General features: G+C 71.0%; 14 protein-coding genes. 4 read left to right on the forward strand and 10 right to left on the reverse strand.

Features of this window, described 5'->3' with window-relative positions:
- Positions 1–69: 69 nt before the first annotated feature.
- A complete protein-coding gene (locus tag ACZ5SK_RS12995) occupies positions 70–432 on the reverse strand; it encodes a four-helix bundle copper-binding protein (RefSeq protein ID WP_334579427.1) in 363 nt (120 codons plus the stop codon).
- A 249-nt stretch (positions 433–681) separates the two neighbouring features.
- Positions 682–2,157, reverse strand: coding sequence for an LCP family protein (locus tag ACZ5SK_RS13000; protein WP_334579428.1), 1,476 nt, complete (start codon positions 2,155–2,157; stop codon positions 682–684).
- Between the two features lie 133 nt (positions 2,158–2,290).
- On the opposite strand from ACZ5SK_RS13000, the gene ACZ5SK_RS13005 reads away from it, so the two are divergent.
- Entirely contained in the window at positions 2,291–3,370 is a 1,080-nt protein-coding gene (locus ACZ5SK_RS13005) for a glycosyltransferase family 2 protein (RefSeq protein WP_334579429.1), read from the forward strand.
- Between the two features lie 47 nt (positions 3,371–3,417).
- Here the strand turns inward: ACZ5SK_RS13005 and ACZ5SK_RS13010 are convergent, their stop codons facing one another.
- The 4 genes from ACZ5SK_RS13010 to ACZ5SK_RS13025 all read right to left on the reverse strand — a co-directional run bounded on the left by ACZ5SK_RS13010 (position 3,418) and on the right by ACZ5SK_RS13025 (position 9,705).
- Positions 3,418–5,013: an LCP family protein gene (locus ACZ5SK_RS13010; protein ID WP_334579430.1), complete on the reverse strand. Its 1,596-nt coding sequence runs from the start codon at positions 5,011–5,013 to the stop codon at positions 3,418–3,420.
- Between the two features lie 132 nt (positions 5,014–5,145).
- Positions 5,146–6,990, reverse strand: a complete 1,845-nt coding sequence (locus ACZ5SK_RS13015) for an LCP family protein (protein ID WP_361710289.1) — start codon at positions 6,988–6,990, stop codon at positions 5,146–5,148.
- A gap of 244 nt (positions 6,991–7,234) precedes the next feature.
- Positions 7,235–8,440: an LCP family protein gene (locus tag ACZ5SK_RS13020; protein ID WP_334579432.1), complete on the reverse strand. Its 1,206-nt coding sequence runs from the start codon at positions 8,438–8,440 to the stop codon at positions 7,235–7,237.
- A 506-nt stretch (positions 8,441–8,946) separates the two neighbouring features.
- Positions 8,947–9,705 (reverse strand): TIGR03089 family protein, encoded by a 759-nt coding sequence (locus tag ACZ5SK_RS13025; RefSeq protein ID WP_319677883.1) that lies wholly within the window; start codon positions 9,703–9,705, stop codon positions 8,947–8,949.
- A gap of 149 nt (positions 9,706–9,854) precedes the next feature.
- On the opposite strand from ACZ5SK_RS13025, the gene ACZ5SK_RS13030 reads away from it, so the two are divergent.
- On the forward strand, positions 9,855–11,573 hold the full coding sequence (locus tag ACZ5SK_RS13030) for a peptidoglycan recognition protein family protein (protein ID WP_468575967.1): 1,719 nt from the start codon (positions 9,855–9,857) through the stop codon (positions 11,571–11,573).
- 305 nt (positions 11,574–11,878) lie between these two features.
- On the forward strand, positions 11,879–12,961 hold the full coding sequence (gene manB / locus ACZ5SK_RS13035; protein ID WP_334579434.1) for a mannose-1-phosphate guanylyltransferase: 1,083 nt from the start codon (positions 11,879–11,881) through the stop codon (positions 12,959–12,961).
- A gap of 180 nt (positions 12,962–13,141) precedes the next feature.
- Here manB and ACZ5SK_RS13040 read toward each other — a convergent pair whose 3' ends face one another.
- The 4 genes from ACZ5SK_RS13040 to ACZ5SK_RS13055 all read right to left on the reverse strand — a co-directional run bounded on the left by ACZ5SK_RS13040 (position 13,142) and on the right by ACZ5SK_RS13055 (position 17,319).
- Complete coding sequence (locus ACZ5SK_RS13040; RefSeq protein WP_334579435.1) at positions 13,142–14,173, reverse strand: DNA-3-methyladenine glycosylase family protein; 1,032 nt, start codon at positions 14,171–14,173, stop codon at positions 13,142–13,144.
- A gap of 134 nt (positions 14,174–14,307) precedes the next feature.
- Entirely contained in the window at positions 14,308–15,663 is a 1,356-nt protein-coding gene (locus ACZ5SK_RS13045) for a coenzyme F420-0:L-glutamate ligase (protein ID WP_334579436.1), read from the reverse strand.
- Positions 15,660–16,619, reverse strand: a complete 960-nt coding sequence (gene cofD / locus ACZ5SK_RS13050; RefSeq protein ID WP_319677149.1) for a 2-phospho-L-lactate transferase — start codon at positions 16,617–16,619, stop codon at positions 15,660–15,662. Before cofD ends, ACZ5SK_RS13045 begins: the two co-directional genes overlap by 4 nt.
- 148 nt (positions 16,620–16,767) lie before the next feature.
- Entirely contained in the window at positions 16,768–17,319 is a 552-nt protein-coding gene (locus tag ACZ5SK_RS13055; protein WP_334579437.1) for a cysteine dioxygenase, read from the reverse strand.
- Positions 17,320–18,053: 734 nt separating this feature from the next.
- On the opposite strand from ACZ5SK_RS13055, the gene ACZ5SK_RS13060 reads away from it, so the two are divergent.
- Positions 18,054–18,323 carry a WhiB family transcriptional regulator gene (locus ACZ5SK_RS13060; protein ID WP_020128551.1) on the forward strand — a complete coding sequence of 90 codons (270 nt, stop codon included), beginning with the start codon at positions 18,054–18,056 and terminating at the stop codon, positions 18,321–18,323.
- Positions 18,324–18,464 lie beyond the last annotated feature (141 nt).

The raw sequence follows: 18,464 nt of genomic DNA on the forward strand, positions 1-18,464 counted from the left end.
GGACCGGCAGGCCACGGGCCTGCTAGGGGGCACCCACACAGGGTGCCCCCGAGCTCGTTCAGACGGCGGTCACATCCGGGCGCCCGCCATCGCGCGGCACATCTCGGCGCAGCGGCGACAGGACTCGGCACAGCGCATCATCTGCCGATCGTCCGGCATGGCCATACACGCCTCGGCGCACATGTCGCACGCCTTGGCGCACAGCGCGCACATCTCGGCCGACATGGGCGAGCGCCGCATCATCATGTCGGCGCACATACGGGTCATCTCGGAGCAGTCCATGAGCGCGCGCATGATCTGCATCTGGGCCTGGCCGCCCATCTGCATGCAGGAGCTCATCGTCTCCTCGCACATGCTGTGGCAGGACATGCACGCCTCGACGCAGTCCTGCATCTGCTTGCTCATGGCGGTCATGGTTCCGGGCTGGGTCATGGCTCCTCCTGGGGGGTGAGGGGGCCCGGGGCGGGCCCGCGCGTGCGTTTCCGTCCTACGCCCTCCGGGGCCCCCACGCCATTGGGCGGACGGCCCCGATCCGCACCGATCCGCACCGATTCGCAACGGAAACGCACATTCGACCGGACGTCTCAACGACGTCCCGTCGGCGACCCACCGGCACATCGTCGGCAGCGCCGCAGGTCCATCAGGGTTACGGTCCGGCCGTCGCCCCCTACGGCACACCCCTCAGGAACACCCCACCTCGTCGCCCCGAACCACCCCGAACGCCGCCTCCGCCGCGTCCCCGTTCGCGTCCCCCCGCACCTTCCGCACGCCCCGGAAGTCCGTGCCCGTGATCACCTTCAGGGTGGGGCCGAGGCCGGGGACGGCGCGCAGTTCGCTGCCCGGCAGGGCCGTCGCGAGGGACTTCGCGGAGCGGTCCCAGCGGGGGTCGTAGGCGACGACCGTGCGCCGGGCGGCGGGGGCGGTCGCGCTGACCGGGTGGCGGGTCGTGCGGAAGCCCGTCGCCGCCAGGGCGCTGTCGACGCGCCTGCCGAATCCCGCCGTGCGGGTGCCGTTCTCGACCTGGACCCGGATCTGCTGCGGGGCGACGTCCACGCGCGTGACCCGGCGGTCGGGATGCCGGACGGCGAGGGGCTCGTCGTCACGCAGGGACGCGAAGAGGCGCTGCGACTCCACCGGGTCCCACTTCAGCGTCGAGCCGATGCCCTTCACGACGTATCCCATCCGGCCGATGGGGACGGTGGTGAACTCGGAGGAGGAAGGGGAGAAGGTGCGCATGGCCCGGCCGAGGTCCAGGAGTTCGTCGGCGCCGAAGCCGCGGTCGGCGCGGACCGAGCCGAGGACGGCCCGGGTGACGTCGCGGAACTTCAGCGGGTTCAGCAGGATCCCGGAGGACGTCGCCCGCTCCACCAGGGCCGCCAGAAAGCGCTGCTGGCGTTTCATCCTGCCCAGGTCGGAGGTGGCGTCCGCGTGCCGGGAGCGCACGTACTGCAGGGCTTCGCCGCCCAGCAGCGTGTGGGTGCCCGGCGCCAGGTCCAGGCCCGTGTAGGAGTCCTTCAGGGGCGTGGCCGTGCAGATCCGCACGCCGCCCAGCACGTCCACCGTCTTCATGAAGCTGACGAAGTCGACCTCCAGATAGTGGTCGATCTTGACGTGGGTCATGTTCTCGACGGTGCGCACGGTGAGCTGCGGGCCGCCCTCCGCGTACGCCGCGTTGAGCTTGACGGGGTGGCCGTGGTGCTCCTCGCCGGTGACCTGGTCGGTGTGCGGGGGCGTCTCGGCGTAGGAGTCGCGCGGGAGGCTGACCACGCTGGCCCGCTCCCGGTCCGCCGAGATGTGCACGATCATGATCGTGTCGGTGCAGTGGCAGGGCGCCCCGCCCAGACGGTAGCGGCGGCGCTCGGCCGGGGTGATCCGGTCGCGGCCGTCGGTGCCGACCAGCAGGACGTTCATGCCGTGACCGGCCCGGGGACGGTTCTTCATGTCCTTGAACGGGTCGACCCGGGCGATGCCCGCGTCGATGCTGCTGATCACCGAGTGGCCGATCCCGGCGGCGGCGAGCAGCACCACCGACAGTGTCGTCGCCGCCCGCATGGCCCAGCGCGGACGACGACTGCGCCGGGCGGGCCGGACGGACGAACGCGGCGCGTGGCGCTGCGGGTGGGGGCGGCGCGGGGGCCGGGGCGAAGTGGTGGGCATACGGGGGCACCTCCGGGCGGCGGCGGTGGGCGGGGGAAGCCGTGAGAACGGTAGGCCCATACGATCTGCCGACCGGTGCAGCGCACCCGGCGGGGCGGGCCGTGTCCCCCGTTCGCGGTAACGTGAGCCCCCTATGAACGCCAATCCCGACGTGCAGCTCCCCGCCGTTTCCGTCATCATGCCCGTCCTCGACGAGGAGCGGCATCTGCGCGGAGCCGTCCAAGCGATCCTCGCGCAGGAGTACGCCGGCGAGCTGGAAGTCGTGATCGCCATCGGTCCGTCCAAGGACCGTACGGACGAGATCGCGGCCCAGCTCGTGGCAGAAGACCCGCGCGTGCACACCGTCCCGAACCCCACCGGTCGCACGCCGGCCGCTCTCAACGCCGCGATCAAGGCCTCCCGCCATCCGATCGTCGTCCGCGTCGACGGCCACGGCATGCTCTCGCCGAACTACATCGCCACCGCCGTGCGGCTCCTTGAGGAGACCGGCGCGCAGAACGTCGGCGGCCTGATGCACGCCGAGGGCGAGAACGACTGGGAGCACGCGGTCGCCGCCGCCATGACCTCGAAGATCGGGGTCGGCAACGCCGCCTTCCACACGGGAGGGCAGGCCGGGCCCGCCGACACGGTGTACCTCGGGGTGTTCCGGCGCGAGGCGCTGGAGCAACAGGGCGGCTACAACGAGGAGTTCATCCGCGCCCAGGACTGGGAGCTGAACTTCCGCATCCGCGAGGCGGGCGGCCTGATCTGGTTCTCGCCCGAGCTGAAGGTGTCCTACCGTCCGCGGCCCAGCGTGCGGGCGCTCGCCAAGCAGTACAAGGACTACGGCCGGTGGCGGCACGTCGTCGCCCGCTACCACGAGGGCTCCATCAACCTGCGCTACCTCGCCCCGCCGACCGCGGTGTGCGCGATAGCGGCCGGGATCGTGGTCGGCGCCGCGCTCACCCCGCTGGGCTTCCTGATCCCCGGCGGCTACCTCGCGGCGATCGTCGCCGGGTCGCTCCCGGCCGGCAAGGGGCTGCCCGTGAAGGCACGGCTGCAGATCCCCGTCGCCCTCGCCACCATGCACATGTCGTGGGGCTTCGGCTTCCTGACCAGCCCGAAGGCGCTGGCCAGGAAGGTCATCGCGTCACGACGCCCCGCGGTCCTCGGCGACACCCCCGTCGAGACCGGCAGCGACACCCACAGCGACACCCACAGCGACACCCACTGACTGAGGACGGCGCCCCCGAGGCGCCGTCACAGACCGCCGGACCCGGGCTACCAGGTGTAGTTCGGGTCCACGTGCATGCACTGGCTGGTGTCGGAGGCGTTGATCGCCCCGGCCGAGACGGGCGTCCTGTCGTTCTTCACCGGCGCCTTGTACGTCGTCCCCGACCGCCAGTCCGCGCCCACGATGAGCGTGACCCCGGTGACCTCGGTGGACTTCTTCACCTGGCTCGTCGGGATGCCGAGGGCCTTCGCGACCGCCTGGGCGTCGCCCTGCAGGTCGGCGCTCGGGTACCGGACGACCGTCCTCACGACGGCCGTGGCCGCCGAGGTGTCCGCGACGGCCTCGGTGAAGCCCTTGCCCGTCAGCGCCTGCGTCACGTCGGACGCGCGGCCGCGGACCGCGCCCAGCTCGTCGGTGCGCGTGCCGTTGTGGACCTGCACCGCGATCTTGTCGTTGGGGGCGGCCGGGTCAGCGGGCGTCGTCGTCGGCGACGGGCTCGCGGTGGCCTTCTTGGCGTCCTTGCCGTCCAGCGCGATGTCCTCGCGCACCAGGCGGAACAGCTGCTTGGCATCCTCCGTGGGCACCACCCGCTCGCCCTGGTAGCGGTTCGGCATCGTCGTCATCGTGATGCGGTCGGTGGGCACCTTCTGCAGCTCGCCCGCCAGGTCGTACATCTTCGTGATGGTGTCCAGGCCGTCGTCGACGGTGATCGCCTTCGTGGCCGCCTCGGCGAGCTTGCGCAGCTTGTTGGGGTTGGTCAGCTTGGCGTTGGCGCGCAGCTCGCGGACCATCGAGTTCATGTACATGTGCTGCGCCTTGGCGCGCGCGAGGTCGGTGTCGTCCTCGAAGCCGTAGCGGGTGCGCAGCCACTCCAGGGCCTGCTCGCCCTTGATGGAGTGCGTGCCCCTCTCCAGTTTCAGGCCGGAGCCCTTGCCGGTGCTGGTGTGCGAGTAGACGTTGGCGTCCACACAGACCGGGACGCCGCCTATCGCGTCCGCCATCGAGACGACACCCGAGAAGTCGATCATCATGAAGTGGTCGATGTGGATGTCGGTGAGCTTCTCCCACGTGGCCACCGTGCAGCCCGGCCCGCCCCGGCTGAGCGACGCGTTCGCCATCTCGCTGGTCAGCGCCTTGTACGTGGTCCCGTCGTCGGGGTTCGTGCACTTGGGGATGGACAGCAGGGTGTCGCGTGGAATGCTCACCACCGACATGTTGCTGCGGTCCGCCGACACGTGCAGCAGCATCTGGACGTCCGCGAGCGGCGGGCCGCCGAAGTCGTACTTGGCGCCGCCGAGCTTCTGGTTCGCCGCGGTGTCGCGGGCGTCCGAGCCGATCAGCAGGATGTTCAGCGCCGTCTGGCCGGCCGAGTTGGCCTTGGTGCCGGCCGCCCGGTCCTTGGCGTCGCCGATGTTCAGGTCGTCGTGCTTGATGTTCGCGTTGAGGTGTTCGTAGTAGAGGTATCCGGCCCCCGCGCCGCCGAGTATCACCACCGCGAGCACCGTCGCCGACCAGCGCAACGCGCGTCGACCCCGGCCTTTGCGCCCCGGCCCACGGCCGCCGTGGCCCCCCTTGTGCCCGCCGCCGTGTCTGCCGTCCTTATCGGATGCGTCCTGGTCCTGCTCCCGGGCGGTCAAGGACATCGTGTCCTCGACCGCGGGAACCTCACCTCGCACCCCACTGCTCCCCGCCAATTCCCCTGCCCCTCCCCGCCGTGCGCCTGACACGGGCCCGTCCCGCGTCAAGTCAGACGCTTGACGGGCCCGAAGGGTTACCTACTTGGCGCACTGGACCTTGTCCGCTGTGGACTTCTGGACCGAGTCCGGGACTTTCGCCGTCGCCGTGAGCGAGACGCCCGCGCCCTTGAAGTCCTTGCCCAGCGTCAGCGTCATCGTCGGCAGACCCTGGGAGTTCAGGACGCTCTTGCCCGGCTTCAGAGCCGTACCGGGCAGCCCCATGACGGCGGCGAGCTTGCGTGCCTGGTCCGCCTGGTCGGGCGCGTACTCGAGCGTCGTCCTGGCCAGTGCGGCCGGTGCGTTGCCCGCGTTCTCGGACTTCGTCACGCCCTCATCATTCTGCAGCCAGTTAAGAGTCTCCTGTGCGCTGCCGGCGGGCGCACCGCCGTTCATGACCCGCACCCGCACCGCGGAGGCGGCGGACTGCGTGCCCTTCAGACGGGCCGCGGCCGCCGCGGCCGCCGCGTTCTTCGACGCCGTCGCCTTCTCCTTCACCTCGGTGAACGAGACATCGTCCTTGATCATCTGGAAGACGGTGGGCGCCGCCGACTTGTCGAGGACGACCGTGGCCTTGACCTTCTCCGCCGGGTTGTCGACGACCGGCACGGTGGTGAAGGTCAGGTTCTTGACGTTGAGCTTGCCCAGCTCCAGACCCAGGTCCTTCAGCTTGTTGATGCTGTCGAGCTTGGAGTCGACGGTCAGCGCCTTGGTGCCCGCCTCCGCCAGCTTGATCATCTTGGTGGGGCTGGAGAGCGTGTCGTTCGACTTCAGCTTCCGCATCAGCGCGCTGAGGAACTGCTGCTGGAGCTGGATCCGGCTCAGGTCGCCGCCGAAGCCCACCGAGTGCCGGGTGCGCACGAAGGCCAGCGCCTCCTCGCCCTGGATGAGGTGCGTGCCCTTGGCCAGCTTCAGCTTCGAGTCCTTGTCGTCGATGTCCTTGGCCAGACACACCTCGACACCGCCGACCGCCGTGGTCAGCGTCTTCACCGCGTTGAAGTCGGCGACCATGAAATTGTCCGCCTGGATCCCCGTCAGCTCGGTGACCGTGCGCACGGTGCAGCTCGGCGTACGGCCGTCCTGCCCGAGGCTGGTGTTGAAGCGGACGCCGCTCGTGCCCGGGATGACCTTGGTGGTGCCGTCCGCCTGCTCGGTCTGGCAGTCCGGGACGTCCACGATCAGGTCGCGCGGGATGCTCAGCGCGGTCGCGTTCGTCCGGTCCTTGGAGACGTGCAGCAGGATCGTGGTGTCCGCGTGCCCCACGCTGCCGGAGTCGCCGTAGCCCTCGTTGCCCGAACCGGTGCGCTTGTCGGTGCCGATCACCAGCAGGTTGATCGCCTTGTCCTTGCTGAAGCCACCGGTGCTCGCGCCGTCGTCGGAGACGGACGTGATGTTGTCGTTGAGGTGCTGGAGATAGAGGTAGGCCGCACCGGCCGTACCCACCAGGACGAAGGCCATGATCCCGCCGGTCCACAGCAGAATCTTCTTCGCCTTCGACTTCTTCTTCGCCGGCCGGCGCCCACGCCGGTTCGTCACCGGTTCCTCCGGCGCACCCCGGCGCCGTCGCGGCCCCGGCACCTCCGGGCCGAGCGCCGTCCCGGCCGGTGAGGCCGACGGCGAGGTCGACTGCGAGAGGGACGACGAGGGTGACATCGCACCCTGCCCCATCCCCGCTCCCGTCGTACCCGTCGTACGACCGCGCGCGGAATCACCGCCGCCGCGCCCGCCACCGCCGGATTGGCCGGAGCCGGATCTGCGCGGTCCGGGCACCGCCGACTGCGGTCCGGAAGGACTCAGTCGCAGTTCGTATTCACCGGTGTTCGGATTGAGCACCCACTGGTCTGCGGGATCGATGTTGTCCGCCCGCCCACGGCCTTGCGCGTCCACGGTTGTCCGAATCCTCCGTCGGGGCCACGCGGCGCCTTTCCCCCTTCTAAGGCGCTCGGGTCTCGGTCACACGGTGCGCGACCCCAGGAAGGACCTCGCGGCCAGGTGCACCGGACCGCTCACACTATCCGCCCAGTTCAGCGTCGGGCGACGGCCGTGACAAATTCCACGCCCCTACAAGCGGGCAATCCGCCCCATTTCCTTGAACTCCAGTTCTCCGTAAGAGCTCGGCTTGGTGAGCGCTTTACCCGCAGGCGTCCTCGGCGGCGGTGTTTCCGCGGAACGTCGGAGCGGGTGGAGTGGGCGAAACCGCCGCGTAAGCCGCATGGTTCACACCCAAGGATCCGAACGGTCCGTAGCCGGGCGACTTCGAAGAGCTGGATTTCTTGGGAACTTCCTTGGAAACCACGAGCGGCGCGTCGATGCGCAGCCGCTCGAAGAGTTTTTCCGCCTCGGGCTCCACGAGTTGGTCGCGATTGGCGTTGTAGACGTACGACTCCCGTGGAACGGTCAGGAATTGCACATGTTCGGTAGGAATGTCTCGCAAGCCGCGCACGAGTTCGTAGAGTCCGCGCAGATTCGCCAGATCCGGGTCGGTGGTGAGAGAGGACGTGGCCGCGTCCAGCACCGGATACAGCTTCACCGGGTTCAGCAGGACGTCATTGCTCTGCACCTTGTTGACGAGCGCCCCGAGGAACCGCTGCTGCCGTTCCATCCGGTCGGTGTCACTGCCGTCCCCCAGCGACTTACGGGCCCGCACATACCCGAGCGCCTGCTCCCCGTCGAGCGTGACCTTCCCGGCGGGCAGCCGCAGCTTGGCGGCCTTGTCGTCGATGGGCTTGCTCAGACAGACCTCCACCCCGTCCACGGCGTCCACCACATCCTTGAACCCACGGAAGTCGACGACGACGTGATGATCGATCCGCACCCCCGTCAGCTTCTCCACCGTCCGGATCGTGCAGGCCGAACCCCCGGTCTGGAACGCGTAGTTGAACATCGCGAACGTCGCTTCGGCCCGCTTCCCGTCCGCCCGCAGACACGCCGGCACGTCCACCATCAGATCCCTGGGCAGGGACACGGCGGTGGCGCTGCGCCGCCCGGCGGCCAGATGCAGCAGGATCGTCGTGTCCGACCGCTCGGTCCCCGAGTCCCGCCCGTACTCCTCGTTACCGTCCCCAGCCCGCGAGTCGGACCCGATGAGCAGGATGTTCTGCGCGTCCTTCACCAACGACGTCGGACGCTCCTTCGCATACCGCGCCAGCTCCGCCGCGGCCGCGTCATCGGGCGTGATGTTCCCGTCGAGCTTCGCGTAGACGACCCACCCGGCCACCCCGACCCCCAGCACGACCACGCCCACGGCCCCCACCCCGTACCGCACCCACCGCCGCCGGCGCCGCACCGGAGGCGACCGCCACAGCTCCCACTGCCGCGGCCGCAGGGAGTACTTCACGTCCGATCACCCCCTCCCGCCACGCGAGCGCACAGAACACCACCGCAGCACCGCACCACGGCTGCACTTACGACGATGGCGCGAAGTGGGCGCGGCGGCGGGCGGGAGTGAGCCGAACGGGTGAAGGGGGCGGTGCGTTGTGTGTGGGGATTCACCCCGGCGCGCCGTGTGGGTTGCGGTGCGACACCTTGTTCGGCGGCGCCCATGGGGTGCGGTGGCGACCCTGGCCCGCGGCGCCCATGGGGTGCGGTGGCGACCCCGGCCCGCGGCGCCCATGAGTTGCGGTGCGACCCCGGCCCGCGGCGCCCATGAGTTGCGGTGCGACACCCTGTCCGGCGGTACCCAGAAGGCGGGGCGCGTACTTTCAGCCCGTCCGGCGTTTGAGGACGAGGCCCCTTCAGGGCCGAAGCGGGGGCCTGGGGGCGGCAGCCCCCAGCGAGGCCGACACCAACGCACGGTGCCTCACCGACACCGGCCGCCACACCTCACCCCCGGCCCACACCCCCTCACCGAGCCGTAGCCGAAACCCGCTCGCTCTCGATCCGCTTCGCCAGCGCCTCCTCGCCGAGCTGCGCCAGATTCCGGCACAGCACCACGGACCCCCCGCTCGCCAACGGCGCGTACAACCCCGCGCTCAGCCCGTCCCAGGTGTCGTACGCCAGCCCGGACAGCAGCCGCGACCCGGGCCCGGTCAGCCCCAGCCCCGACGCCTCCGCCCGCGCCCGCTCCACGACCTCCGCACCGGTGTACTCGCCCCCGGCCACGATCAGCGCGGGCTCCTCGGGGTCGACGGGAACGTACGGCACGAAGCGGTCCCCGAAACTCGGGACGCTCACGGCGTAGTCGTCGTACCCCTCGGGAGGACCCGGCACGAACCGTCGGCCGAGCGGCGCCAGCGACAGCGCGTACCGCTCGCCCCGGCACGCCAGCCCCGCTTCGAACTGCCCCGGCCCGGCGACGACGAAGTCCGCCCGCGCCGGATCCCCGGCCACGTCCGCGACGACGCCCACCGACGAACACGCCAGCAGCCACACCGCCGTCTGCCAGTGCGCGGGCAGCAGCAGCGCGACCCGGTCGCCGGGCTCGGCGGACAGCCCGTCCTGGAGGAGATTCGCGGTCTTGGCCACCCAGTTGGCGAAGGTGGCCACGGACAATTCGACCCGTTCGCCGGTGGCGTCGTCGTAGAAGGTCACCAGGGGACGCGCGGGGTCCGCGGCCAGCGCGGAACGCAGCAGGTCGGCAGGGGTGCGATCGGTGGCAGTCACCCGCGCAAGCGTACGCGCCGCCCCGCTGCCGCACCTGCCACGGCCCTCTCCCGAAGCCCTCCCGGCGCCACCGGTTCGGCGGAACACGCCCGACGGCCCGTCAACTCCCCGATGGACAGAAATGTATGACTATGTCCAGGATCGGTGGCATGCGTGGATTGCTTGCTTCCTCGATCGGTGTCACCTGCGTGGCGGCTCTCGCCCTCCCGCTGACGCCGCCCGCCACCGCGGCGACGGTGCGACCGGCGCCGGCCGCAGAGGCGGCGCCCGCCGGCACGACCAGGGCCACAAGCCCCGACACCCCCCCGACACGATCCCTACCCGACCGACCAGACCTACCTGACCGACCAGACCGATCCGACCTACCTGACCTACCTGACCGATCCGACCTACCTGACCGACCAGATCGGCCTGACCGACCAGATCGACGAGATCGGCCCGACCGACTTGACCGACTTGATCGGCCCGACCTACCTGACCTGCCCGGCCTCCCGGGCAGTACCCAGTCGCTGCCCCTCACCCCCCTCACCGGCGATCGAGCCCTCGGCGGCGTCGTCGCCGACCAGGGCCTGCCCCGTCGGGACGTACGCCACTTCTCCCTCCTCGGCGTCGTCTGGGACGACCCGGCCACCGAGCTCCACGGCCGCGTCCAGGTCCGTACCCGCCCGGCCGGCGCCGGCGCCTGGTCCGGCTGGCAGGACGTCGAGACGCACAACGCCGACCACGGCGCCGACCCCGGCACCCCCGAGAGCGCCTCGGGACAGGTCCGCGGCGCGACGGCCCCCCTCTGGGTCGGCGACTCCGACGGCGTCGAGATCCGCGTCCATCCGGACATGGAACGCCGTACGGAGGAGACGGCCCGCGGCACCCGCATCCTCTCGACCGCCACCCCCCTCCCCGCGGGCCTGCGCCTGGAACTGGTCGACCCCGGAACGACCACCCCCACCACCCCCTCGGGCCCCCCGTCCAGCCAAACGCCGCCCGCCGTAACCGACCCGAAGGCCGACCAGCCCCCGGCACAGGCCGACGCGGGCACCACCACAAGGCCGGTCGGCACCGCCACCACGCCCGCCGACACGACCACCACCACACCGATCGACGCCCCCGAGATGACGCCCGAGGCGATCGAGGCCTCGGCCGTCAACACCCCCCTCGCCGCCCTCGGCGCCACGGAGATCCCCGCCCTGGACCGACGGGGCACCGAAAGCGAGCTCTTCAGCCTGCGCGCTGCCGAGTTGACGTCGGCCCAGCGGGCGAAGCCGTACATCGGCCCGCGCCCGACCATCGTCACGCGCCGCGGCTGGGGCGCCGACGAGAGCCTGCGCGAGAGCGGCTTCCGCTACACGACGTCGGTCAAGGCGGCGTTCGTGCACCACACGGCGTCGGGCAACAGCTACAAGTGCTCCGAGGCTCCCTCCGTCATCCGCGGTATCTACCGCTACCACGTCAAGAGCATGGGCTGGCGCGACATCGGCTACAACTTCCTCGTCGACAAGTGCGGGAAGATCTACGAGGGCCGCGCAGGGGGAGTGGCGAAGCCGGTCCTGGGCGCCCACACCCTCGGGTTCAACACCAACAGCATGGGGATCGCCGTCCTCGGCACCTTCTCCAGCGCCCAACCGAACTCCGCCACGGTCACGGCCGTCGCCCGACTGACGGCGTGGAAGCTCGGTCTCTTCGGGGCGAATCCGAAAGGCAAGACATACCTGAAGTCCGCGGGTGGCAATCTCTACGCAAAGGGAAAGAACGTACGGCTGAATGTGATCTCCGGTCACCGGGACGGCTACGCCACGGAATGCCCGGGCGCGCAGCTCTACGGCAAGCTCGGCTCGGCCCGTTCGACCGCGGCGCGCTACCAGGGGCGCTGAGGCGGGCGGTCCGGTCCGGGAGCTCCGGGGTCTGGGGAGGCCCCGGAGGCCGCCCGCGCCGTGAACGGCCGGAGCACGCATCCAGAGGGAGACGGGGGCACATTCAGCAGCCGTCGGGGGGACAGTCTCCTGGGACTGGGACGGAACGCTCCTGAGACTGGGACGGAACGCTCCTTGGACTCGAACGGAACGTTCAGGGGACGGGAACCGAACACCAACGGCCTGGAAGTCGCCACCCAACGGTCTGCATAAACTGGCTGGTCGAAAGGCAGTTCGGCCGGTCCCGGCAGGAAGCAGAGACGACGGTGACAGAAGCGATCCTCCTGGTCGGCGGCAAGGGCACCCGGCTGCGCCCGCTCACGGTGCACACACCCAAACCCATGGTCAGGGCGGCGGGCGTGCCGTTTCTCACGCACCAACTGGCGCGGGCGAGAGCGGCGGGAGTGGACCACATCGTCCTCGCGACGAGCTATCTGGCGGAGGTCTTCGAACCGTACTTCGGCGACGGCTCGGCACTGGGCCTGCACATCGAGTACGTGACGGAGGATGAACCCCTCGGCACCGGCGGCGCGATCCGCAACGTGGCGTCCCGGCTGCACTCCGGCCCCGACGACCCGGTGCTGGTCTTCAACGGCGACATCCTCACCGGCCTGGACATCGGGCGACTCGTGGCCACGCACGAGACGACGGGTGCGGACGTCTCCCTCCACCTCACGAAGGTGACGGACCCCCGGGCCTACGGCCTGGTCCCCACGGACGAGACGGGCAAGGTCCTGGCGTTCCTGGAGAAGCCGCAGACCCCCGAGGAGATAGTCACCGACCAGATCAACGCGGGCGCCTACGTGTTCCGCCGCTCGGTCATCGACACGATCCCGCCGGGCCGCCCGGTGTCGGTGGAGCGCGAGACGTTCCCCGACCTCCTCTCCGCCGGCGCCCACCTCCAGGGCATGGTCGACTCGACATACTGGCTGGACCTCGGCACCCCCGCGGCCTTCGTCCGCGGCTCGGCGGACCTGGTCCTCGGCCGTGCCCCGTCGCCTGCGGTCCCCGGCCGCTGCGGAGACCGCCTGGTCCTGCCCACGGCCAGGGTCGCCCCCGACGCCAAGCTGACCGGCGGCACGGTGGTGGGCGAGGGCGCGTTCGTGGCGGAGGGCGCGCGGGTCTTCGGCTCCACGATCCTCCCCGGCGCCGTCATCGAACCCGGCGCCGTCATCACCGACTCCCTCATCGGCACCCGGGCCCGCGTGGGCGAACGCTCCGTCCTCACCGGCACGGTCATCGGCGACGGCGCGGTCATCGGCCCCGACAACGAGCTGAGGGACGGCATGCGGGTGTGGTGCGACGCGCGGATTCCGGCGGGGGCGGTGCGGTTCTCGTCGGACCAGTAGACGCGACATCTCGCCAGTAGACGCGACATCTCGACGCCGGCCGGGAATCCAGCCCGTCCGGCGCTTGGAGGACGAGGCCCCTTCAGGGCGGATCGGGGTCGGGGGCGGATCGGGGTCTGGGGACGGATCGGGGGTCAGGGGGCGGAGCCCCCAGGTACCGCAACCCCAACGACAGCCCACTTACCACCGGCCGATGTCAGTCTTCGGCATCTTCGGAGCCCGCCGCGCCGGCGTCCGTCCGCTCAGCAGAATCAACCGAGCCGCCCGATGCCGCTGCCCTGCATACGGCTCCAGCAACTCCAACATCGCGGCATCATCGGCATCCCGGTCCCCGGCCAGCGCCCACCCCACGATCCCCGGCAGATGCAGATCCCCCACGGTCACCGCATCGGCGGCGCCATGACTGCGCTGCACCACCTCCGCAGACGTCCACGGCCCAATCCCCGGCACGACCTCCAACCGAGCCTGAGCAGCGGCAGGTTCCATACCCACCGCCTGCTCCAGCCGCGCAGCGACCCGCACCGCCCGCAGAATCGTCGACGCCCGCTTGTTGTCGACCCCCGCCCGGTGCCACTCCCACGAAGGAATCAACGCCCACGTCCGAGGCGTCGGCATCACCCACAGCCGCCCGCCCGCCGCAGGCCCCGGCGCGGGCTCCCCGAACTTGCGCACCAACAACCGCCACGCCCGGTACGCCTCGTCGGTCGTGACCTTCTGCTCCAGCACGGACGGGATCAGCGACTCCAGCACCAGCCCGGTCCGTGTCAGCCGCAACCCCGGCCGCCGATGCCGGGCCGTCGCCACCACCCGGTGCCGGGGCACGAACGCCTCCGGCGCATCCGCGGCCCCGAGCAGCACCGGCAACTGCTCCAGCAACCACTCGGCCCCCGGCCCCCATGCCTCCCCGCGCACCACGCCGCCGCCGGTCACGGCGACCCGCAGCGTCCCCGGCCCGGCAGGGGTGAGGCTGGCCCGCCACACGGACCCGTCCGGCATCGCCCGGAACGTCGGATCCCCGGGCCCGCGCCGAAGCGGCCCGAGCACGAGCCCAAGATCGAGCGCCCCCTCCGGGACGTACTCCCGCACCCGAACCCGCACCTGCTCCGGCCCCGACGCCTGCCGCGGCACCCCGCCAGGCCCGGCGCCGGGCACCCCGACATGCCCGCCGCGCACGGTCGTACGCGCAGGCCGAGGATCGAACCGTCCTGCCACGAATGAAGTCCCAGGTCGACGGAATGGCTGCTTCAGAGACTAGGCGCACCCACGCACATCACCGCACCCTCCCGCACGACCGCGTACCTCACAGGCACCGCGCATGTGACCGCACCCGTACAGCGCCGCGTGTCTCACCGCACCTCGACAAACCCCTCCACCTCCCGTTCCCCCCGGGCCCGAGGCTCCTCAGCCGCGTGCCCGACCGCCACCGCGCCCATCGGGTCCCACCCCTCCGGCAGCTCCAGCACCTCCCGCACCACGTCCCGGCAGAACATCGTCGACGACACCCACGCGGACCCCAGCCGCTCCCCGGCCAGCGCGACCAGGAAGTTCTGCACGCCGGCGCCGGTCGCGACCACGAACATCTCCCGCTCGGCCGCGTCCCGCCGTGCGTCCCCGTAGCTGTGCGAGCCGTCCATCACCAGACACGGCACCACCAGATAGGGCGCGTTGCGCAGGACGTCACCCCGCCGCACCCGCTTGGCGATGGACTCCTCGGACTTCCCGTCCCGCCGCAGATCCGCGATCCACGCGTCCCGCATGGCATCCAGCAGCCGGATCCTCGACTCCTGCGACTCCAGCAGCACGAACCGCCACGGCGTTGTGTGATGCGGCGCCGGCGCGGTGACGGCCGCCGCGACGGCCCGCCGTACCGCCCCGGGATCGACCGGCTCGTCGGTGAAGGACCGCACCGTCCGCCGCTGCGTGACCGCCAGCCGCACCGCCTCGGACGTCCCGAGCCGGAACATGTCGTCGCGGGCCCCCCGCACCATGACCCGCGCGCCCTCGACCTCCTGGTCGTGCCCGCCGGTCCCGCCGTTCTCGCCGGTCCCGCCGTCCCTGGTGACGACGACGTGCCCGAGCCCCCGCACCACGGCCACGGGCAGCCCGGCCGCCTTTCCCTTCACGAGGTCCCCGGCGGCGGCCAGCTCGTCCGCCGTGGCGACGACCGTCGCGCTCAGCGGGTTGCCGTGGGCGTCCGTGCCGCCGCGCAGATCGTCCAGCACCCGCACACCCGCGGCGCCGATCGCCACGTCCGTGAGCCCCGCACGCCAGGGGCGCCCGAAGGTGTCGGTGACGACGACCCCGACGTCGACACCGAGGGCGTCCCGCAGGCCGGCCCGGATCGCGCGCGCCGACGCGTCCGGGTCCTCAGGCAGCAACAGCACCGTCCCCGAAGGGGTGTTGGAGGCGTCCACGCCCGCCGCCGCCATCACCAGCCCCTGCCGGTTCTCGACGATCCGCAGCGGCCCGCGCCGCGCCACGACCCGTACGGTCTCGGCGTCGATGGCGGCCTCCCGGTCCTGCGCCCGGACGATCCGCCCCTCCGCCTTGGAGACGACCTTCGAGGTGACGAGCAGCACGTCCCCGTCGACGAGCCCCGGCTCGGCGGCGGCGATCATCTTGGCGAGGTCGTCCCCGGCCTGCACCTCGGGCAGGCCGCCCACGGCCCAGACCCGGTAACCGCTCTCGACGGATCCGCTCATGCCCCCCGCACCTCCTCCGCCAGCTTCAACGCCTCCCGGGCCATCTGCGCGGTCGCGTCGAGGTCGCTCATCATCAGCGGCACGGCCCGGCAGCGGATCCCGGCCGCCTCGACCCGCTCCACGGCGCCCGCGTCCACGGTGTCGACGAGCCAGCCGTCGAGCAGTCCCGGCCCGTAGTGCTCGGCCACCGCCGCGGCCGTCGACTCCACGCCGACCGCCGCGAGCACCTTGTCGGCCATGCCGCGCACCGGAGCGTCCCCGACGATGGGGGAGAGGCCCACCACCGGCACACCGGCCTCGGCGATCGCCTCGCGGATGCCGGGCACGGCGAGGATCGTGCCGACGGAGACGACCGGATTCGACGGCGGGAAGAGCACCACGTCCGAGCCCGCGATCGCCTCCAGCACCCCGGGCGCGGGCTTCGCCTGCTCGGCGCCGACGGGCACGACCGCCTGCGCCGGCACCGACGCCCGCAGCCGCACCCAGTACTCCTGGAAGTGGACGGCCTTGTGCTCGCCGTCGACCTCGACCGCGACATGCGTCTCGACCCGGTCGTCGGTCATCGGGATCAGCCGCACCCCCGGCTTCCACCGGTCGCACAGCGCCTCGGTCACCGCGCTCAGCGGATACCCGGCGCCGATCATCTGCGTCCGCACGATGTGCGTGGCGAAGTCCCGGTCGCCCAGCCCGAACCACCCGGGCCCGGCGCCGTACGCCGCGAGCTCCTCCTTCAGATGGAAGGTCTCGTCGGAACGACCCCAGCCCTGCTCCTCGTTGATGCCGCCGCCGAGCGTGTACATCACCGTGTCGAGGTCCGGGCAGACCTTCAGCCCGAAGAGATGGATGTCGTCGCCGGTGTTGCCGATGACCGTGATGTCCGCGTCCGGCACGGCCTGCTTCAGACCGCGCAGGAACCGGGCACCGCCGATGCCGCCTGCCAGAACCACAATGCGCATGAGAGCAAGTCTTGCAGGCGACCACGACAACGCGACGGCCGGTTGTGGACAACCGCCCCCCTGTGGATAACCGGCTCACCCGTACGAGCCGCCGCCCCCGCCCACAGGCCGACCGCGCCCTGCCCACGCGCCGGCAGCGCCGCCCCGCCTACGCGCGGACCGCGTCCACCTGTCCGGAGGGCTCGACGGCCGCGCACGCGATGGGGGTCCGGGTCCCTGCGGTCGGGCGCAGCGCGGACTGCGGGAGCATCGGCATCTCCGTCAGGCCGGGGAAGTACACGTGCAGGCTCACCGCCGGCGCCAGCGCGTCGTTGACGACCTCGTGCACGTATCCCGGCGCGAACACCCGCTGTGTCCCCGCCCCCAGTACCCGCGTGCCGCGCTCGGTGTGCTCGGTCAGCTCGCCGTCCAGGACCGTGAGCACGCCGCTGGAGCGGCCGTGGTCGTGCAGCCCGCTGCCCTGACCGGGCACCCAGGACAGCAGCCACACCTCGTAGCCGGGGCCGGTCTGCAGCCGGTGGTACCAGCGGGTCGTGGCGTCGTACCGGACCAGGTGCTCCCACTGGGCGCGGTCGGCGGCGACGGAGCGGGCCAGGCCGACGAAGTCGGCGACGGTGGCCGGGTGCTCGCGCGGTGCCTGAAGGAGGTGGGGGACTTCGAGGATGTCGCCGGCGATCTGGAGGTCGTTGTCGCTGTTCATGGAATGCGGTGGTTCCTCGGCGGGAGAGGCGGAAGGAGTGGGGGGCTTGCTGGGTGTCGCGTACCGTCCGCCCGGATCACGGGTGGAACAGGGGCGCCCTGGTGTGGGCTAAGGGGAAACAGCAGCCGAGTCGCGGTGGACTCAGAAGGAGCAGCCGGAGCGCGTTGGGCTCAACAGCTGGAACAACGACAACAGCTACAGCGAGCGCGGGCAGCACCGTGGGACCCGGCGGAGCCGGTCGAGGTGAGTGCCAAGTTCGCGAGCATGCCCACAAGGACATCGGTTCACACCTTCACTGTCAACTCGACGCCCGGTATGTGGGACATGGTTCACCTCTTCCGGTCCATCTGCGAGGTGAAAGGTTTGTGCACACGCCGACCGGGACACATGGCGCACAAGCCGGGCGCGCAAGCCTCGTGGCGACCTCGTGATCCGACTGTGATCCGGTTCGCTTCCGCGCGCGTGTCGCAACGGGATCGAACTTCTGGACGTCCTCCCTCGTGCAAGCGCTGTGCGGGGCCGTGGTCCTCCGGGGCTTCATCTGCGTGTCAAGGTTTATGGCGATTTGAACACTTACTGCATGGCCTTGGTTCCGCAGAGTGAATAAGGGGCCCAATAGCAGATCTCGGCTTGACTCGCCCGGAGCAGCACACTTGTAATTTCACTCGTGTCGTTCAGCCGAAATCGGTAACGGCCAGGTCACGGGGACGCGAAAGACAGAGCGAGGGGCGCACATGACCGAGCTGGTGCAGCAACTGCTGGTCGACGTCGACGACGCGGACGAGGAACTCGGCTGGCAGGAGCGCGCGCTGTGCGCCCAGACCGATCCCGAGTCCTTCTTCCCCGAGAAGGGCGGCTCCACCCGCGAGGCCAAGAAGGTCTGCCTCGCCTGCGAGGTCCGCTCCGAATGCCTCGAGTACGCCCTCGCCAACGACGAGAGATTCGGCATCTGGGGCGGCCTGTCCGAGCGGGAGCGCCGCCGACTGAAGAAGGCGGCGGTCTGAGAACCGCCCGCTCCACAGAGGTACGTCCGCACAGGCCCAACGGCCCGTCGCAGGTGGGTTGTCCACAGGCGGCGGGCCGTCGTCCTGCCCAGCCGATAGTGTGGGCGCTCGTCCGAGACACCCCGCCGCCCGCGCGCGGCG

The organism is Streptomyces sp. NPDC031474 (assembly GCF_055581185.1).

Excerpts from the sequence above, each read along its gene's own strand:
- ACZ5SK_RS13005 (WP_334579429.1), top strand. The coding sequence starts at position 2,291 with ATGAACGCCAATCCCGACGTGCAGCTCCCCGCCGTTTCCGTCATCATG.
- ACZ5SK_RS13000 (WP_334579428.1), bottom strand. The coding sequence starts at position 2,157 with ATGCCCACCACTTCGCCCCGGCCCCCGCGCCGCCCCCACCCGCAGCGC.
- ACZ5SK_RS13045 (WP_334579436.1), bottom strand. The coding sequence starts at position 15,663 with ATGAGCGGATCCGTCGAGAGCGGTTACCGGGTCTGGGCCGTGGGCGGC.
- ACZ5SK_RS13055 (WP_334579437.1), bottom strand. The coding sequence starts at position 17,319 with ATGAACAGCGACAACGACCTCCAGATCGCCGGCGACATCCTCGAAGTC.
- cofD (WP_319677149.1), bottom strand. The coding sequence starts at position 16,619 with ATGCGCATTGTGGTTCTGGCAGGCGGCATCGGCGGTGCCCGGTTCCTG.
- ACZ5SK_RS13030 (WP_468575967.1), top strand. The coding sequence starts at position 9,855 with ATGCGTGGATTGCTTGCTTCCTCGATCGGTGTCACCTGCGTGGCGGCT.
- ACZ5SK_RS13060 (WP_020128551.1), top strand. The coding sequence starts at position 18,054 with ATGACCGAGCTGGTGCAGCAACTGCTGGTCGACGTCGACGACGCGGAC.
- ACZ5SK_RS12995 (WP_334579427.1), bottom strand. The coding sequence starts at position 432 with ATGACCCAGCCCGGAACCATGACCGCCATGAGCAAGCAGATGCAGGAC.
- ACZ5SK_RS13010 (WP_334579430.1), bottom strand. The coding sequence starts at position 5,013 with ATGTCCTTGACCGCCCGGGAGCAGGACCAGGACGCATCCGATAAGGAC.